Origin of the sequence: Streptococcus sp. SR1 (assembly GCF_000526075.1) — a bacterium.
GTDB classification, from domain to species: domain Bacteria; phylum Bacillota; class Bacilli; order Lactobacillales; family Streptococcaceae; genus Streptococcus; species Streptococcus halitosis.
In genome coordinates this window covers 1-15,519 of sequence record NZ_JATR01000001.1, presented here as the reverse complement: position 1 = coordinate 15,519, position 15,519 = coordinate 1, and the positions used below count along the sequence as shown (strand labels likewise).

The 15,519-nt window shown below is 44.6% G+C and carries 14 protein-coding genes; 2 read left to right on the top strand and 12 right to left on the bottom strand.

Features of this window, described 5'->3' with window-relative positions; translation table 11 throughout:
- Positions 1-14: 14 nt before the first annotated feature.
- From yidD to treP, 12 genes are all read right to left on the bottom strand, one after another.
- Positions 15-257, bottom strand: coding sequence for a membrane protein insertion efficiency factor YidD (yidD, locus tag HMPREF1518_RS00070; RefSeq protein WP_000821619.1), 243 nt, complete (start codon positions 255-257; stop codon positions 15-17).
- Entirely contained in the window at positions 257-979 is a 723-nt protein-coding gene (locus tag HMPREF1518_RS00065; protein ID WP_001222230.1) for a pseudouridine synthase, read from the bottom strand. The genes yidD and HMPREF1518_RS00065 overlap by 1 nt, the downstream gene beginning before the upstream one ends.
- Entirely contained in the window at positions 966-1,535 is a 570-nt protein-coding gene (gene scpB, locus HMPREF1518_RS00060) for an SMC-Scp complex subunit ScpB (RefSeq protein WP_000105287.1), read from the bottom strand. The genes HMPREF1518_RS00065 and scpB overlap by 14 nt, the downstream gene beginning before the upstream one ends.
- An 18-nt stretch (positions 1,536-1,553) precedes the next feature.
- A complete protein-coding gene (locus tag HMPREF1518_RS00055; protein ID WP_000351892.1) occupies positions 1,554-2,282 on the bottom strand; it encodes a segregation/condensation protein A in 729 nt (242 codons plus the stop codon).
- Positions 2,282-3,016, bottom strand: a complete 735-nt coding sequence (gene xerD, locus HMPREF1518_RS00050) for a site-specific tyrosine recombinase XerD (RefSeq protein ID WP_277619899.1) — start codon at positions 3,014-3,016, stop codon at positions 2,282-2,284. Before xerD ends, HMPREF1518_RS00055 begins: the two co-directional genes overlap by 1 nt.
- Entirely contained in the window at positions 3,013-3,474 is a 462-nt protein-coding gene (cbpB, locus tag HMPREF1518_RS00045; RefSeq protein WP_000560692.1) for a cyclic-di-AMP-binding protein CbpB, read from the bottom strand. Before cbpB ends, xerD begins: the two co-directional genes overlap by 4 nt.
- Positions 3,471-3,992: a metallophosphoesterase gene (locus HMPREF1518_RS00040; protein ID WP_001118939.1), complete on the bottom strand. Its 522-nt coding sequence runs from the start codon at positions 3,990-3,992 to the stop codon at positions 3,471-3,473. Before HMPREF1518_RS00040 ends, cbpB begins: the two co-directional genes overlap by 4 nt.
- Entirely contained in the window at positions 3,968-4,939 is a 972-nt protein-coding gene (locus tag HMPREF1518_RS00035) for a nucleoside-triphosphate diphosphatase (protein WP_000182434.1), read from the bottom strand. Before HMPREF1518_RS00035 ends, HMPREF1518_RS00040 begins: the two co-directional genes overlap by 25 nt.
- Positions 4,936-5,730 carry a glutamate racemase gene (racE, locus tag HMPREF1518_RS00030; RefSeq protein WP_033583381.1) on the bottom strand — a complete coding sequence of 265 codons (795 nt, stop codon included), beginning with the start codon at positions 5,728-5,730 and terminating at the stop codon, positions 4,936-4,938. Before racE ends, HMPREF1518_RS00035 begins: the two co-directional genes overlap by 4 nt.
- 203 nt (positions 5,731-5,933) lie before the next feature.
- Complete coding sequence (locus tag HMPREF1518_RS00025; RefSeq protein ID WP_000364986.1) at positions 5,934-6,179, bottom strand: YneF family protein; 246 nt, start codon at positions 6,177-6,179, stop codon at positions 5,934-5,936.
- A gap of 144 nt (positions 6,180-6,323) precedes the next feature.
- On the bottom strand, positions 6,324-7,949 hold the full coding sequence (treC, locus tag HMPREF1518_RS00020) for an alpha,alpha-phosphotrehalase (protein ID WP_033583378.1): 1,626 nt from the start codon (positions 7,947-7,949) through the stop codon (positions 6,324-6,326).
- 62 nt (positions 7,950-8,011) lie between these two features.
- On the bottom strand, positions 8,012-9,979 hold the full coding sequence (gene treP, locus HMPREF1518_RS00015) for a PTS system trehalose-specific EIIBC component (RefSeq protein ID WP_033583377.1): 1,968 nt from the start codon (positions 9,977-9,979) through the stop codon (positions 8,012-8,014).
- Between the two features lie 184 nt (positions 9,980-10,163).
- Here treP and treR point away from each other — a divergent pair, with 184 nt between their 5' ends.
- Entirely contained in the window at positions 10,164-10,877 is a 714-nt protein-coding gene (gene treR / locus HMPREF1518_RS00010; RefSeq protein ID WP_033583375.1) for a trehalose operon repressor, read from the top strand.
- Positions 10,878-11,130: 253 nt separating this feature from the next.
- The coding region (locus HMPREF1518_RS10450; protein ID WP_081730761.1) for an SIALI-17 repeat-containing surface protein at positions 11,131-15,519 on the top strand (4,389 nt) is incomplete at its 3' end.

The window sequence follows — 15,519 nt, the reverse complement described above, 5'->3', positions numbered from 1 at the left end:
CAGGTGATGTTGGGTTACTTTTTTTCTTGATTTCGTCTGAGAGAAAAGTGGTCTGGGACAGGATCTTTTCCTATTGGCGACCAAGGATGGCATCGGAAAATTCGAGCCAAGCCCATCAGAACACCCTTGAAGCCATGTTTCTCAATAGCCTGAATCATGTAGTTGGAACAAGTCGGCTCAAAGCGACAAGAGGGTGGAAAGGCTGGTGAGATAAAACGTTGGTAAAAGCGTACTGGCGCTATTAAGATTCGTTTCATTATTTCTTGGTTACTGCCATGGTGTGTAGTTGGCTGATTTCTTTTTTATTAAGACGACGAGATTCTCCTGGACGAAGACCTGTCAAGTCTAGGTGTCCGAAACGTGTCCGAGACAGTTTATCCACTTGCAGACCGACGGCTTCAAACATCTTTTTAACCTGATGATTACGCCCCTCATGGATAGTCAACTGTACCACAGAGCGGTTTTTGACTGGATCCACTTTGAGAATTTCATAAACAGCTGGCTTAGTTTTCTTGCCATCAATCTCAAGACCGCGGGTCAAGGGGCGGAGATTTTCCTTATTAGCCACACCTTTAACACGCGCGACATAGACTTTGTCAATCTCATTACGGGGGTGAATCATCTCATCCGTAAAATCACCATCATTGGTCAAAATCAAGACACCTGATGTATCCCAGTCCAAACGTCCAACTGGGTAGATGCGCTCTTTGACATTGGGCAAGAGGTCCACAACAGTCTTGCGGCCCTTGTCATCTGTCACACTGGAAATCACACCGCGTGGTTTATTAAGCAGATAGTAAACCTTTTCTTCGTTGTAGATAGGTTGACCTTCCACTTCGACCTTGTCACCAGACTTGATGGTCGTTGCGAGTTCACGTACCACTTGGCCATTAACCGTCACTAAGCCTTGCTTGATCAACTCTTCTGCTTTTCTCCTACTGGCCACACCTGCGTGGGCAATATATTTATTGATTCTCATCTTCTTCTATCCTTTCACCAAATAATTGGCTTTCTTGAGCCTGAATCTCAAGCTCATCAATCACTGGCAGTTCTTCCAAATGGTTAATTCCCATGTAATCTAGGAAATAATCCGTAGTCACATAGAGGTTGGGGCGGCCCAACACTTCTTTTTTCCCGTCTTCCTTTATCAAGTCAAAAGCCTGCAACTTTGCCAAAGCCCCACTCGAATTGACCCCACGGATAGCATCAATTTCTATCCGCGTGATGGGTTGCTTGTAGGCAATGATGGACAAGGTCTCAAGGGCTGCCCGAGACAGACTCTGGTTGATGGGAGCTTTGGAGTATTCCTTTAAAATCGCTGCAAATTGAGGCTTGGTCACCAATCTGTAAGCGCCCCCTGTCTCAATCAGGGACAAGCTCGACTCTTGGTCTTTTTCATACTTTTGGGCTAATTTTTCTAAACTCTGCTGGATGCCTGTCGGAGGAAGCGATAGGAGTTCAGCCAACTGACGGACCCGAATCCCATCTTCACCTGCTACAAACAAGAGCGCTTCTATTTCTGCTAAAGTACTCATCTTTCCTCTCTATCAAGTCTAGCTTTGTGCCTCTTGACTTTCTTCCTTCTTTTCCATGAGATAGATATCTCCGAAACTCTCCTCTTGAACAAGGATCAGTTCTTGGGTTTTGATTAACTCTAGGGTTGCCAAAAAGAGGGTAATGACCTCTTGGATATTTTGGGCTTCCTTGAACAAATCCTGCAAACGCAACTGGTCTCGTCCAGCCAAGGACTCTTTTACGATAACCATCATATCCTCAATCTTATACTCATCCCGCAAGATGGTCGTGTGATTCTGAGCGAATTCCTCTTTTTTCTTGGCTAGGATATTGGAAAAAGCCAAAAAGAGGTCGATGGTCGTCCTATCATGCACAAGCTCCGCATCTTCGTAGATCAACTCAGTAGGCGCTTTAGAATAGTACTGGGCCCGATCTTGGTGCTTAGCCTCCAAGTGCTCACCCAAGAGTTTGAATTTGCGGTATTCTTCGATTTGGGAGAGAAGGTCCTGCTCCAGGTCATCCTCCAAGTCTGTCACTTCTGCTACCTTTGGCAAGAGCTTGCGACTCTTAATCAGCATGAGCTGACTGGCCATGACCATGTACTCGCCAGTCACTTCCAGACGCATAGCCTGCAGGGTTGAGACATAGGCTAGATACTGTTCGATGACTTCTGTGATAGGCACATCGTAAATATCCATCTGATACTTTGAGACTAGGTGCAAGAGCAAGTCCAGGGGCCCTTCAAAATCTTTTAATTTAATATCCATTATCTATATTTTTCTAAGGTCAGAACTGTTTTTAATCCTAATTTTTTTGCAATTTCGTACAAATCGACCTTGTTTTCTATTTGTCTTAGAATGAACTGTTCCCGCAAGGCTTGGGCTGATAAGGTTGGGAAACCTTTCTCCTTGACAAAAGATTCTAGCTGACGAAAGGCCCACTGACGAGAATAGGCTTTCCCTCCCCTTTCAAAAAGATAGGTCTGCCCCATCAAGGGTTCCAATTCTGAAATCAAGGTCGTGGGAATGGTAACAATCCTCTGTTGGGAAGCCTTGTTGATTCTCAACACCTGAAAATCAAGATTGATATCCGCAATCTTGAGGGATAAAATCTCACTTGGTAACAAGCCCATTTCCAAGATAAGAAGCGCCAGCAAGCGTCCTTCTGAATAATTACTTTCCTGCCAAAAAGAGTCTAAGTTTAGAATCTCTGGTTTTTCAGTCTTCTTTTCAGCTTGCTTGGCTAATTCCAGACGGTAAAAACTGTCCACCTCCCCTTTTTGATAGAGAAAGTAGAGAAATTGGTTACAGGCCGAAAGTTTTCGCTTCTGGGCGCTGATTTTTAGATTGGCTAGCTGGGCTTGGTAAATCTTGAGACTAGTTTCAGAGATCCGCTCACCTACAATGTCTAAAAATTGCTCCAGATCATACTTATAGGACTGCTTGGAATTGGCAGACAAACCCTGCTTTCCCTCTAAAAAGTCTGAAATCCTATCTCTCATTTGCATCGAATCTCATATTCCTTACTAAAGTCATGTAAGAGAGCATTGACGGCCTTGAGGATAGACTTGCGCGTGATGATTCCTTGAAAAATTCCTTCATCATCTACGACTGGCAAGAAAGGTTCATCCACCAGTTTATGGAGGACTTCAGTGATGTTATAGTCTGGAGCGACGACTGCCACATCTGTCTTGGTCATATTGACGATATCTGTCGTTGCCATCTGCTCATCTGTCAAACCTTGCTCCATTTGATAAGCCAAAATGTCTCTCAGACCAATGGTTCCAACAAAGCGTTTGTCAAAAGTCACAACAGGGATACGGGTATAGGTGATTTGGCTCAGAACCAAAATCGCATGATCAGCATTGTGGGTATCAATCAAGGCTGCTAGATTGTCAGCAGGGGTAAGAAAAGTCTCTTCCTGCTCCAGTAAAAATGCTTCAAATTCCTTGGCAATCATCGAGCAAACTCCTTGGACAAGCCTGGATAAACCTCATGATCACGTGTCAAAAAGTCTACTTTGAAATAGCTGTCATCAATCTCTACACGGGCATAGAGGCATTCTCTGATGGTTCCTCGTGGTTGGCTAATGGAGCCTGGATTGAGAAAGAGCGTCTTTCCTTCCATCCAAGCATTTGGCACATGCAAGTGACCATAGAGACAGATATCGGCATCTTCTTCCTGAGCCCAGTAGTCCAACTTTTGAAAGTTGAAATTGATATCAAACAAGTGTCCATGCGTCTGGATGATCTTGGTCGGACCAAGTTGAGTCACCAAACGTTCTGGGTAGCCGGCATAAAAGTCCATATTTCCTTTGACGACATGAATGCCCTCCCAGAGCGGAGAATCGGGGCGGAGTTCTGAGTCACCATCGTGAAAAATGGCATCGACTTTACCCAGATAGCGGTCACGAATTTCTTCGACAATCAAGCTATCGCCATGGGAGTCACTCATTACAATGATGGTTTGCTTTGCCATGATGGAAATACCTCCAAAAGTTTCTTAACGGCTAAGGCACGGTGGGATTGGCTATTTTTTTCTTCAAGGGTTAATTCAGCTGCTGACTTGCCTGTCTCTCCCACAAGGAAAAGGGGATCATAGCCAAAACCATTTTCACCCTTGGGTTCAAAATTGATATAACCTGGCCAGTCAGCTTCAACCACCAAACTTTCCTTGTTTGGACTAGCTACAACCAGGGTTGTGTGGAATTGTGCCGAACGGTCCTTGAGTTCAAAGACCATGGCCAATTCGTGCAAGAGTTTGGCATTGTTTTCTCGGTCTGTCGCTCCCACACCTGCGAAACGGGCTGACCAGACTCCTGGCAAACCGCCGAGGACATCGACTTTGAGACCTGAGTCATCTGCTAGCACCATCTTGCCTGTTAATTGGGAAATGGTTTCGGCCTTAAGTCTAGCATTTTCTTCAAAGGTCATGCCTGTTTCTGCTACTTCAGGCAGGTCAGGATAGTCATTGAGATTTTCCACATCATAGCCTAGTTTATCAAAGATGGCACGGAATTCCTTGGTCTTGCCTTCGTTTCGAGTCGCAATCAACAAGGTTTCTCTAACCTTACTAGTTTCAAAGAAGTCTTGAACATTGACCCCTTCTTTAGGCAATTCTACATGCAGGAGTTGTCCATTTTCAACCAAGAGCAGGGCTCCCTGACGTTGGATGACTTCCAAGTTGCGTCCTGCTTCGGCATTTAAAATCTCAACGATAAAAGAGAGTAAACGGAAGTTGGAAGACCAGCGCATCACCGTTATCGTAATCGGAAAGCCATTTTCCTCATCACGAAAAATCCGCGCCAAATCCATAAAATCGAGCTCAAGAGGATCTTTGATGAGGCTGTAGATGCCTCCATAGACATCCCAGACGCCGACATACCAGTCCTGGTCGTCCTTGTATTCATAAATCTTGTTTGTCATAATGTTACATGCTCCACATGAATCTCTTTTTCCAGCCATTCTGCTCCAATTTGGGCAAAACTTTGGCTGCTGGCTGTTGTGTAAAAACGATGTTGAAGTGGTCCAGCATCTCGGCTACGATTGATTTCAAAATAATTGAGTAAGACTGAGATATCCCGTACACACTCTGCCCCACTATCGATCAGCTGAACCTTTGGTCCCATGACATTCTGGATGATGGGGCGAAGGAGCGGATAATGGGTACAACCCAAAATCAAGCTATCCACCTTCCCGACCAAGGGACGCAGGGTTTCATAGACCACTTTCTTGGTTACACTGGTTGACAGGGCACCAGACTCGACCAAGGGGGCAAACTTGGGACAGGCCAAACTCTCCACCTGTAAATCCGGATCCAAATCATGGATTTTCTGACGGTAGATGTCTGATTGTACCGTCATGGGAGTTCCAATGACTCCGATTTTCCCGCCTTGACTGGACTTGATGGCTGCCGAAGCTCCTGGCAAAATCACACCTAGGACAGGAATATCTAGTTGGGCCTTGATCTCTTCCCAGACGACCGCAGTCGCAGTATTACAAGCAATGACAATCATCTTAACATCCTTGGTCAAAAGAAAGTTGACCAACTGCCAAGTATATTCACGGATTTGCTCAGCAGGACGGGGACCATAGGGCGCCCGTGCCGAATCTCCAATATAGACGATTTCTTCATGGGGAAGCTGGCGCATGAGCTCACGAACAACGGTCAAGCCCCCGACACCCGAATCCAAAAAACCAATTGGTCGATTATCCATACAGTCTTCTTTCTAGTCTTTTTTCTGATTGATAGTTCATCATGATTACTCTTCCTAAATGAAGGGATAGACAGCTTCATAGAATGGCAACCGCCTCTCTTAATCATAATCAAATATCAATAGAATGCAAGGAAAAAGTCTTATCCTTGAGAACTATTGAACATAGTGAGAAGTCTGGAACTTTCATCCCAGACTTTTCCTATTTATTTCTTTTTATTGTTAGCAAGGGCTGCTTTTTGTTGGCGGATGATTTGGTGGTAAACTTGTTGTACCTTGGCTTCGCTTGGCTTTTGACCATTTGCGCTCAAAAGAGCACGAACTGCCTCAGCGTTCAAACGTGGGTTGTCCGCAAATTCTTTTTCGATTTGCTTACGAACCAAGTACATCCCTCCAAGAGCTCCTCCTAGAAAAGCTAGCACAATCAAGACAATTGCTAAAAGTAAGTCCATTCTTTTTCTCCTGTTTCTTTTTGAGTCTTCTATATTATACCACAAAGTGACTTTCCTGACTAGTTTGTTTTACGCTTTCACAAAGGGCAATAGGCGACAAAAAAGGAGCTCCTCATTTCGATGAAAGAGAGCTCCTTGCTGCGTTTATTTTACATAAATAGCTAGTGTTTGATAAGGTTTCAGAAGAATTTTTTCTGATACTTCTACATCTTCATAGTTTGAAATCAGAATCTGTCCTTTCTGGTAGACCACTGGCAAGTCGATTTCCACTTCTGTGGCATAAAAGTTATTGAGGACCAGTAATGTTTCATCCTCATACTGACGTTCAAAGGCATAGACTTGCTTACTGTCTTCAAAGGCTGGTTTGTAGCTTCCTTCTGAAATGATCGGCATTTCCTTACGAAGTCGAATCAAGTTTTGGTAGAAGGTGAAAATTGGTCCTTGGATGTCATTTTCTACGTTAATGTGTGGGTAGGATTTCCCTGCCTTCAGCCAAGGAGTCCCTTTTGTGAAGCCAGCATTTTCTGAAGCATCCCACTGCATGGGAATGCGTGAATTATCTCGTGACTTAGCCTGAATAATCTGGAAGGCTTCTTGCTCACTTTTCCCTTCTTTTAAGAGCATCTGATAAGCATTGATGGACTCGACATCCACATAATCAGCCATGGAATCATAGTCTGGGTCAATCATTCCGATTTCCTCACCCATGTAGATATAAGGTGTCCCACGTGACAGGTGAATGCTGGCAGCCAGCATAGTCGCCCCTTCATTGCGGAAATGTTGAATATCGACAAAACGATTCAAGGCTCGTGGTTGGTCGTGATTGTTCCAAAAGAGGGCACTCCAGCCGTTTTTGTCACTCATTTCCTTGCCCCAGCTATGGTAAAGACCTTTCAACTCTTCGAAATCAAAGGGAGCTAAAGTCCACTTCTGCCCATCCTTGTAGTCCACCTTGAGATGATGGAAATTAAAGGTCATGGATAATTCCTGACGTTCAGGCGAAGAATAGAGGACACAGTTTTCCATGGTTGTAGAGGACATTTCCCCAACTGTCATAAAGCTATCGTCTGATCCAAAAGTGGCTTGGTTCATCATGCGCAAATAGTCATGAACGATGGGCTTGTCTGTGTAAGCTGGCTTTCCTTCATTTTCAGGACAATCCACTAAGACCTCATCCTTGCCGATCAAATTGATCACATCAAATCGGAAACCTTTAACTCCCTTATCACGCCAAAAATTAACAACCTTGAAAAGTTCCTTACGGACATTAGGATTGCGCCAATTAAGGTCAGCCTGGGTCTCATCAAAGAGGTGGAGATAATATTTCCCCGTATTCCCGAAAGGTGCCCAGGCAGAGCCACCAAACTTAGACTGCCAGTCTGTCGGTTGGTCTTGGATGAAGAAAAAGTCTTGGTAGTACTGGTCGCCAGCTAGGGCTTTCTGAAACCATTCGTGTTCTGTCGAGCAATGATTGAGCACCATATCTAACATAAAGTCAATCTTGTGCTCTTTACCGACACGTACCATCTCTTCAAAATCAGCCATATCACCAAAAAGAGGATCTACTGACATATAATCTGAAATATCGTAACCATTATCCCGTTGGGGGCTTGGATAAAATGGATTGAGCCAGACCATATCCACGCCCAGTTTGGCTAGATAGGGAATTTTTTCGATAATCCCACGGAAATCCCCAATACCATTTCCAGTGGTGTCTTTATATGATTTTGGATAGATTTGATAGACTACTTTTCCTTTATCAAGTGTCATCTATTTCTCCTTTTCTGATAAAAGGGAGGAACCTCTGTTCCTTCCCTGTTTTATTATTTTAATTAGATTCGTGTAGCGACCATGAGAGCTTCGCCAGCTTGGATAGTTGTTGGATAAGTTCCAGTGATAGTCGCTGTATAAGCATCTTGGTTAGTGATGATAACTGGAGTTTCTGTCACGAGACCCGCAGCCTTAATAGCATCTATATCAAAACGAATCAATTTCTGACCAACTGTGACATGGTCTCCTTGGGCTACAAGACTTTCAAAACCTTTGCCATCAAGACCTACTGTATCCATACCGATGTGGATGAGCAATTCCACCCCCTCATCAGAGACAATACCGATAGCATGCTTAGTAGGGAAAAGAACCGTCACTGTCCCATTGACTGGAGAAGTCAACTCACCTTGGCTTGGTTCAATGACTAGACCTTGTCCCATGACGCCTGATGCAAAAACAGGGTCTGTCGCTTGACTCAATTCTTTCACCTGACCTGTAAGTGGGCTGACAATCTCTACTGGAGCAAGGGTTACTGGTTCATGACTGACAAATTCTGCCTCTTCTTGGGCAACGAATTCTGCTTGCAAGGCTGTATCGTCCTCAGTTTTTGTAAAGAGGCCTGCCTTACGGAAGAAGAAAGTCAATAGCATTGGTACAATAATAGCAACTAGCATGGTTCCTGCAAACGGCAGCATGTATTGTGGTTGAATAGAGAGGATACCTGGCAAACCTCCGATACCGATAGAAGCCGCAGTTACATTGAATGTAACGGACAACATGCCTGCAAGGGCTGAACCAATCATCCCAGCTACAAATGGATAGATGTATTTGACATTGACCCCAAAGAGGGCTGGTTCTGTAACACCGAGATAGGCTGAAATGGTTGCGGGAAGTGAAATCTGAGCCTCACGCTCATCATGACGATGCATGAAATAATAGGCAAATACAGCAGAACCTTGGGCAATATTTGAAAGAGCAATCATTGGCCAGAGGGCAGTCCCGCCAGCATCCGCAATCAATTGTGTATCGATGGCATTGGTCATATGGTGCAAACCTGTGATGACAAATGGAGCGTAGAGGGCACCAAAAATCGCACCGAAGAGCCATTTAACTGGACCCGTCAAACCTGCCAAGACAACTGATGAGAGTCCTTGCCCGATTGTCCAACCGATTGGCCCCAATACAGTATGAGCCAAAATCAAAGCTGGAATCAATGACAAGAAAGGTACAAAAATCATCGAAATCACTTCTGGGATATGCTTGCGCCAGAAAATTTCAAGATAAGACAGACTCAAACCTGCAAGCAAGGCTGGGATAACTTGAGCCTGGTAACCGATACGATTAACAGTAAAGTAGCCAAAATTCCATACCCAGTTGGCTGCGATTTCTGATGCAGGTGTTGAAGCTACTGCATAGGCATTGAGCAACTGAGGTGAAACCAAACAGATCCCGAGAACAATTCCCAAGATTTGGCTGGTTCCCATCTTACGAGAGACAGACCAGGTAATCCCTACTGGTAAGAACTGGAAGATTGCTTCACCAGGCAACCAGAGGAAGTGATTAACCCCTGACCAAAACTGAGAGGATTCTGTGATGGTCTTACCATCCAACATCGACCAATGCACACCTTCCAAGACATTACGGAAACCGAGGATTAATCCTCCGACAATCAAGGCTGGAATAATCGGTGTAAAGATTTCCGCCAGAGTGGTCATAACACGTTGGACCAGGTTTTGATTGCTCTTAGCTGCTGACTTGGCTGCTTCTTTAGAAACACCCTCAATACCTGAAACAGCTGTAAAATCATTATAAAAAATCGGTACGTCATTCCCGATAATCACCTGAAATTGACCCGCATTTGTAAAGGTCCCTTTGACGGCTGGAATCGACTCGATAGCCTTAACATTGGCCTTCTTTTCGTCACCGAGAACAAAGCGCATCCGTGTCGCACAGTGGGTGACAACAGTGACATTCTCCTTACCTCCGATCGCCTGAAGCAGATCTTTGGCTTCTTGTTCAAATTTTCCCATTTGATTCTCCTTATACTCGTCAAAGCAAGTTTTATTTGATAAGACTATTGTAAACGATACCAAACTTGTAGGCAACTTGTTTGTTGTAAAAAGAGGATATTTTTGTAAATTTTCTAGCACTTGTATGGTAAAATAGATACAAGTTTGTATAGAATAAGACTCAAAACCTATTTAAGGAAGCAAGATGAAGAAATACCAACAATTATTTAAGCAAATCCAAAAAACTATTCAAAACGAGACTTACGCTGTCGGAGATTTCCTCCCTAGCGAGCACGATCTCATGAATCAGTATCAGGTGAGCCGTGACACCGTTCGAAAAGCTCTGTCCCTCCTCCAAGAGGAAGGATTGATTAAGAAGATAAGGGGGCAAGGTTCTCAAGTCGTCAAAGAAGAAACCGTCAATTTCCCCGTCTCTAACCTAACCAGCTACCAAGAACTGGTACAGGAACTTGGACTGCGCTCTAAGACCAATGTGGTCAGTCTGGATAAGATCATTATCAATAAGAAATCCTCACTGATAACCGGCTTTCCAGAGTTTCGGATGGTGTGGAAGGTAGTCCGCCAGCGTGTGGTGGATGACCTGGTATCGGTTCTGGATACGGACTATCTGGATATGGAACTAATCCCAAATCTCACTCGCCAAATCGCTGAGCAGTCTATCTACTCGTATATAGAGGACGACCTCAAACTCCATATTGATTATGCTCAGAAAGAAATTACTATTGACCACACGAGTGACCGAGACAAGATTCTCATGGACATTGGCAAAGACCCTTATGTCGTTTCAATCAAGTCAAAAGTCTATCTCCAAGACGGGCGCCAATTTCAGTTCACCGAAAGTCGCCATAAATTAGAAAAATTTCACTTTGTTGACTTTGCCAAAAGACATCCGAAATAAACACCTACAGTTGGGAATACTCTCAACTGTTTTTTAGTAGTAAACGATCTAGTTGATAGTTGGAAAAGAGGATCTTCTTCCTTAAGTTTCTACTTTTTTTAGAAAAAACAGCAGCAAATATGTATCTTGCTAAAAAGCTCTTGACAAATGCTAAACGACCATTAGAATGGGAGGTAAGGAGATAAATAGAAACAAAATAAACGAAACTGCTTCATAAAATGTAAGCGGTTTCGAATACACAAAGGAGGGTTTTATGAAAAAACACTTTTGGGAGAAATCCTGTCGCTATAGCATCCGCAAGCTGACGGTTGGGACTGCTTCTGTTTTACTGGGAGCTGTTTTTCTAGTCAACCACACTGTAGCCGCAGACAGTGTTGAGGTCAAGCAAACTGAACCAACCTCTGTCGAAGCTATCACTAAGCCTGATAGCGAACCCAAAGCAGCTGAAGCTACTGAAACTACAAATCCGTCTCTAGCCGAGAATCCCGTAGTTTCCGAAAGCAAGCCAGCTGAGGAGGCTCAGAAGACAAATAGTCAAGCTAGTGAAGAAGCCGTTGTAGAATCTAAAGAAAAGAAGGAACCTGAAAAAGCAGATCAGCCGGTGACAAAGCAAGAGAACTATCAACTCAACTACGATCAGCCAACAGCTCCCTCCTATGACGGATGGGAAAAGCAAGCCCTTCCTGTCGGAAACGGAGAGATGGGAGCCAAGGTATTTGGCCTAATTGGCGAAGAGAGAATCCAGTACAACGAAAAGACCCTCTGGTCAGGAGGACCACAACCCGATAGCACCGACTATAACGGAGGAAACTACAAGGATCGCTACAAGGTCTTAGCAGAGATACGTAAAGCCCTCGAAGCTGGTGACCGCCAAAAAGCTAAACAACTCGCTGAACAAAATCTAGTTGGACCAAACAACGCCCAGTATGGACGTTACCTAGCCTTTGGAGATATCTTCATGGTCTTTAATAACCAGAAGAAAGGACTAGACACTGTAACTGATTATCACCGTAATCTGGATATCACTGAAGCCACTACGACCACTTCTTACACCCAAGATGGGACGACCTTCAAACGCGAAACCTTCTCCAGTTATCCTGATGATGTCACTGTGACCCACTTGACTAAAAAAGGAAACAAGACACTTGACTTTACCCTTTGGAACAGTTTGACAGAAGACTTGCTTGCTAATGGCAACTACTCTTGGGAATATTCCAACTATAAGAATGGTCATGTCACTACAGATGCAAACGGAATCCTTCTAAAGGGAACTGTTAAAGATAACGGCCTCAAATTTGCATCCTATCTAGGAATTAAAACGGATGGAACAGTTACTGTTCAGAATGAGACACTAACCGTTACAGGCGCAAGTTATGCAACCCTCTACCTCAGCGCCAAAACAAACTTTGCTCAAAATCCTAAAACCAACTATCGAAAAGACATTGACCTCGAAAAAACAGTTAAAGGGATTGTCGAAGCTGCTAAGGCCAAAGACTACGAGACACTTAAAAAGACCCATATCAAGGACTATCAAAGTCTCTTTAACCGCGTTAAACTAAACCTAGGCGGAAACAAGACTGCTCAAACGACAAAAGAGGCCCTTCAAAGCTATAACCCAGAAAAAGGGCAAAAATTGGAAGAACTCTTCTTCCAATACGGACGTTATTTACTCATCAGTTCTTCTCGTGATCGGACAGATGCCCTTCCTGCAAACCTACAAGGAGTCTGGAATGCTGTAGACAATCCACCTTGGAACGCTGACTACCACCTCAATGTCAATTTGCAAATGAACTACTGGCCTGCCTATATGAGCAATCTAGCTGAAACAGCCAAGCCAATGATTAATTACATTGACGACATGCGCTATTATGGCCGTATCGCTGCCAAGGAATACGCTGGCATCGAATCCAAAGACGGTCAAGAAAATGGTTGGCTTGTCCACACCCAGGCGACACCATTTGGCTGGACTACTCCAGGCTGGAATTACTATTGGGGTTGGTCTCCAGCTGCTAACGCTTGGATGATGCAAAACGTCTATGATTACTACAAGTTCACCAAGGATGAGACTTATCTCAAAGAAAAGATTTATCCAATGCTCAAGGAAACAGCTAAGTTCTGGAACTCCTTCTTGCACTACGACAAAGAAAGCGACCGTTGGGTGTCTTCTCCATCCTACTCACCTGAACACGGGACCATTACCATCGGAAATACCTTTGACCAATCGCTAGTCTGGCAGCTATTCCACGACTATATGGAAGTAGCCAACCATCTGAATGTCGACCAAGACTTAGTCACAGAGGTCAAGGCTAAATTTGACAAACTCAACCCCCTTCACATTAACAAAGAGGGACGCATCAAGGAATGGTACGAAGAAGACAGCCCACAATTCACAAATGAAGGGATTGAAAACAACCACCGTCACGTTTCCCATCTAGTTGGTCTCTTCCCAGGTACGCTCTTTAGCAAGGACCAAGCTGAATACCTAGAAGCTGCGCGTGCTACCCTCAACCACCGTGGAGATGGTGGTACAGGTTGGTCTAAGGCAAATAAAATCAACCTCTGGGCTCGTTTGCTGGACGGTAACCGTGCCCATCGCTTGCTCGCTGAACAGCTCAAGTATTCAACCCTAGAAAACCTTTGGGATACCCACGCGCCTTTCCAAATCGACGGCAACTTTGGGGCAACCAGTGGGATGGCAGAAATGCTCCTCCAATCACATACTGGCTATATTGCACCATTACCAGCTCTTCCAGATGCCTGGAAAGACGGTCAGGTTTCTGGCTTGGTTGCTCGAGGAAACTTTGAAGTCAGCATGAAGTGGAAAGATAAAAACCTGCAAAGCTTGTCCTTCCTTTCAAATGTCGGTGGAGACTTGGTTGTAGATTATCCAAATATCGAAGCCAGCCAAATCAAGGTCAATGGCAAACCAGTCAAGGCAACGATTCTCAAAAACAATCGCATCCAACTGGCAACACAAAAAGGTGACGTCATTACCTTTGAACACTTCCCTGGTCGTGTAACCAGTCTGACAGCCGTTCGACAAAATGGAGTCACTGCTGAACTCACCTTTAACCAAGTAGAAGGCGCTACCCACTATGTCATCCAAAGGCAAGTGAAAGACGCATCTGGCCAAACTTCTGCGACCAGAGAATTTGTAACCAATCAAACCCACTTTATCGACCGATCACTCAATCCTCAACATGCCTATACCTATACGGTCAAGGCGATGCTGGGCGAGCTTGCCACACAAGTTTCTGAACAGGCCACTGTCGAAACCTATAGCGAGTTGATGGACGACCGAGACAGCCGCATCCAGTACGGAGCTGCCTTTGGAAACTGGGCAGACTCAGAATTATTTGGAGGAACAGAGAAATTTGCTGACCTTTCAAAAGGAGACTACACAGACGAAGATCTCACTGCCACCATTCCTTTCACTGGCGTTGGTATCGAAATCTATGGACTGAAATCGTCTGAACTAGGTCTTGCCACTGCTAAAATTGATGGCAAAGAGGTCGGCGAGCTTGACTTCCATACTGCTGGAGCAACTGAAAAAGGTAGTCTCATTGGTCGCTTCACAGGATTATCTGACGGACCTCACACATTGACTCTTCGTGTTAAACGTGAGCACAAAGGACGTGGTAGTGAGCGCTCGAAAATTTCATTAGACTACTTCAAGATCCTATCAGGAACAGGCAACACGATTGAAAAAATGGATGATCGTGATTCGCGCATCCAATATGGTTCCCAGTTTAAGGACTGGTCTGACCCTGAACTCTACGGTGGTACGGAAAAATACGCTGATATTAACAACAGCGACTCTAGTGCAGCTTCAGAAGCTCAGGCAACTATTTCCTTTACAGGGACGGGCATTCGTATTTATGGCTTGAAGAGCCTTGCCCTTGGACGAGCACGTGTTACACTAGATGGCAAAGAAATGCCAAGTCTAGACTTCTACACTTCAGGTGCAACTGAAAAGAGAGCTTTTATTGGCGAATTTACAAACCTTACTGACGGTCCGCACACCCTGACATTACAAGTTGACCCAGATTCGCCAGAAGGTCGCAAGAAAATCTCTCTAGACTCCTTTGATATCATCAAAGCCCCTGCTGTTGGTCTAGATAGTCCAAGCATCGCGCCTCTTAAGGAAAACGACAAAACCATTTCCTTAAGCCTACCATCTGGAGACTGGGAAGCCATCGCAGTGACCTTCTCAGGTGTCAAAGATCCTCTAGTATTGCGCAAAGTGGACGAAACGCATCTGGTTACAAGTGGGGATCAGACCGTGCTATCAATCCAAGACAATCAAGTTCAAATCCCAATCCCTGAGGCTACTGATCGACAAACTGGAAAAGCGATTGAAGCTTATGCCATTCAAGGAACTACCACAAGTAGTCCTGTCGTAGCTGTCTTTACTAAAAAAGATGAGAAGAAGGTTGATGAGAAGCAACCAACTACAAGCAAGGGGGACGAACCAGCTCCTACTGTAGAGAAACCTGAGCACACTGAGCCTATCGGGACTGCAGGGCAAGAGGAACCGCCTACAGTGACAATTCCTGAATACACCGAACCTATCGGAACGGCGGGGCAAGAGGAAGCTCCTACTGTTGAAATTCCTGAATACACCGAGCCTATCGGAACGGCG

Coding starts and splice junctions, on each gene's coding strand:
- yidD (WP_000821619.1), bottom strand. CDS start 257: ATGAAACGAATCTTAATAGCGCCAGTACGCTTTTACCAACGTTTTATC.
- HMPREF1518_RS00065 (WP_001222230.1), bottom strand. CDS start 979: ATGAGAATCAATAAATATATTGCCCACGCAGGTGTGGCCAGTAGGAGA.
- scpB (WP_000105287.1), bottom strand. CDS start 1,535: ATGAGTACTTTAGCAGAAATAGAAGCGCTCTTGTTTGTAGCAGGTGAA.
- HMPREF1518_RS00055 (WP_000351892.1), bottom strand. CDS start 2,282: ATGGATATTAAATTAAAAGATTTTGAAGGGCCCCTGGACTTGCTCTTG.
- xerD (WP_277619899.1), bottom strand. CDS start 3,016: ATGAGAGATAGGATTTCAGACTTTTTAGAGGGAAAGCAGGGTTTGTCT.
- cbpB (WP_000560692.1), bottom strand. CDS start 3,474: ATGATTGCCAAGGAATTTGAAGCATTTTTACTGGAGCAGGAAGAGACT.
- HMPREF1518_RS00040 (WP_001118939.1), bottom strand. CDS start 3,992: ATGGCAAAGCAAACCATCATTGTAATGAGTGACTCCCATGGCGATAGC.
- HMPREF1518_RS00035 (WP_000182434.1), bottom strand. CDS start 4,939: ATGACAAACAAGATTTATGAATACAAGGACGACCAGGACTGGTATGTC.
- racE (WP_033583381.1), bottom strand. CDS start 5,730: ATGGATAATCGACCAATTGGTTTTTTGGATTCGGGTGTCGGGGGCTTG.
- HMPREF1518_RS00025 (WP_000364986.1), bottom strand. CDS start 6,179: ATGGACTTACTTTTAGCAATTGTCTTGATTGTGCTAGCTTTTCTAGGA.
- treC (WP_033583378.1), bottom strand. CDS start 7,949: ATGACACTTGATAAAGGAAAAGTAGTCTATCAAATCTATCCAAAATCA.
- treP (WP_033583377.1), bottom strand. CDS start 9,979: ATGGGAAAATTTGAACAAGAAGCCAAAGATCTGCTTCAGGCGATCGGA.
- treR (WP_033583375.1), top strand. CDS start 10,164: ATGAAGAAATACCAACAATTATTTAAGCAAATCCAAAAAACTATTCAA.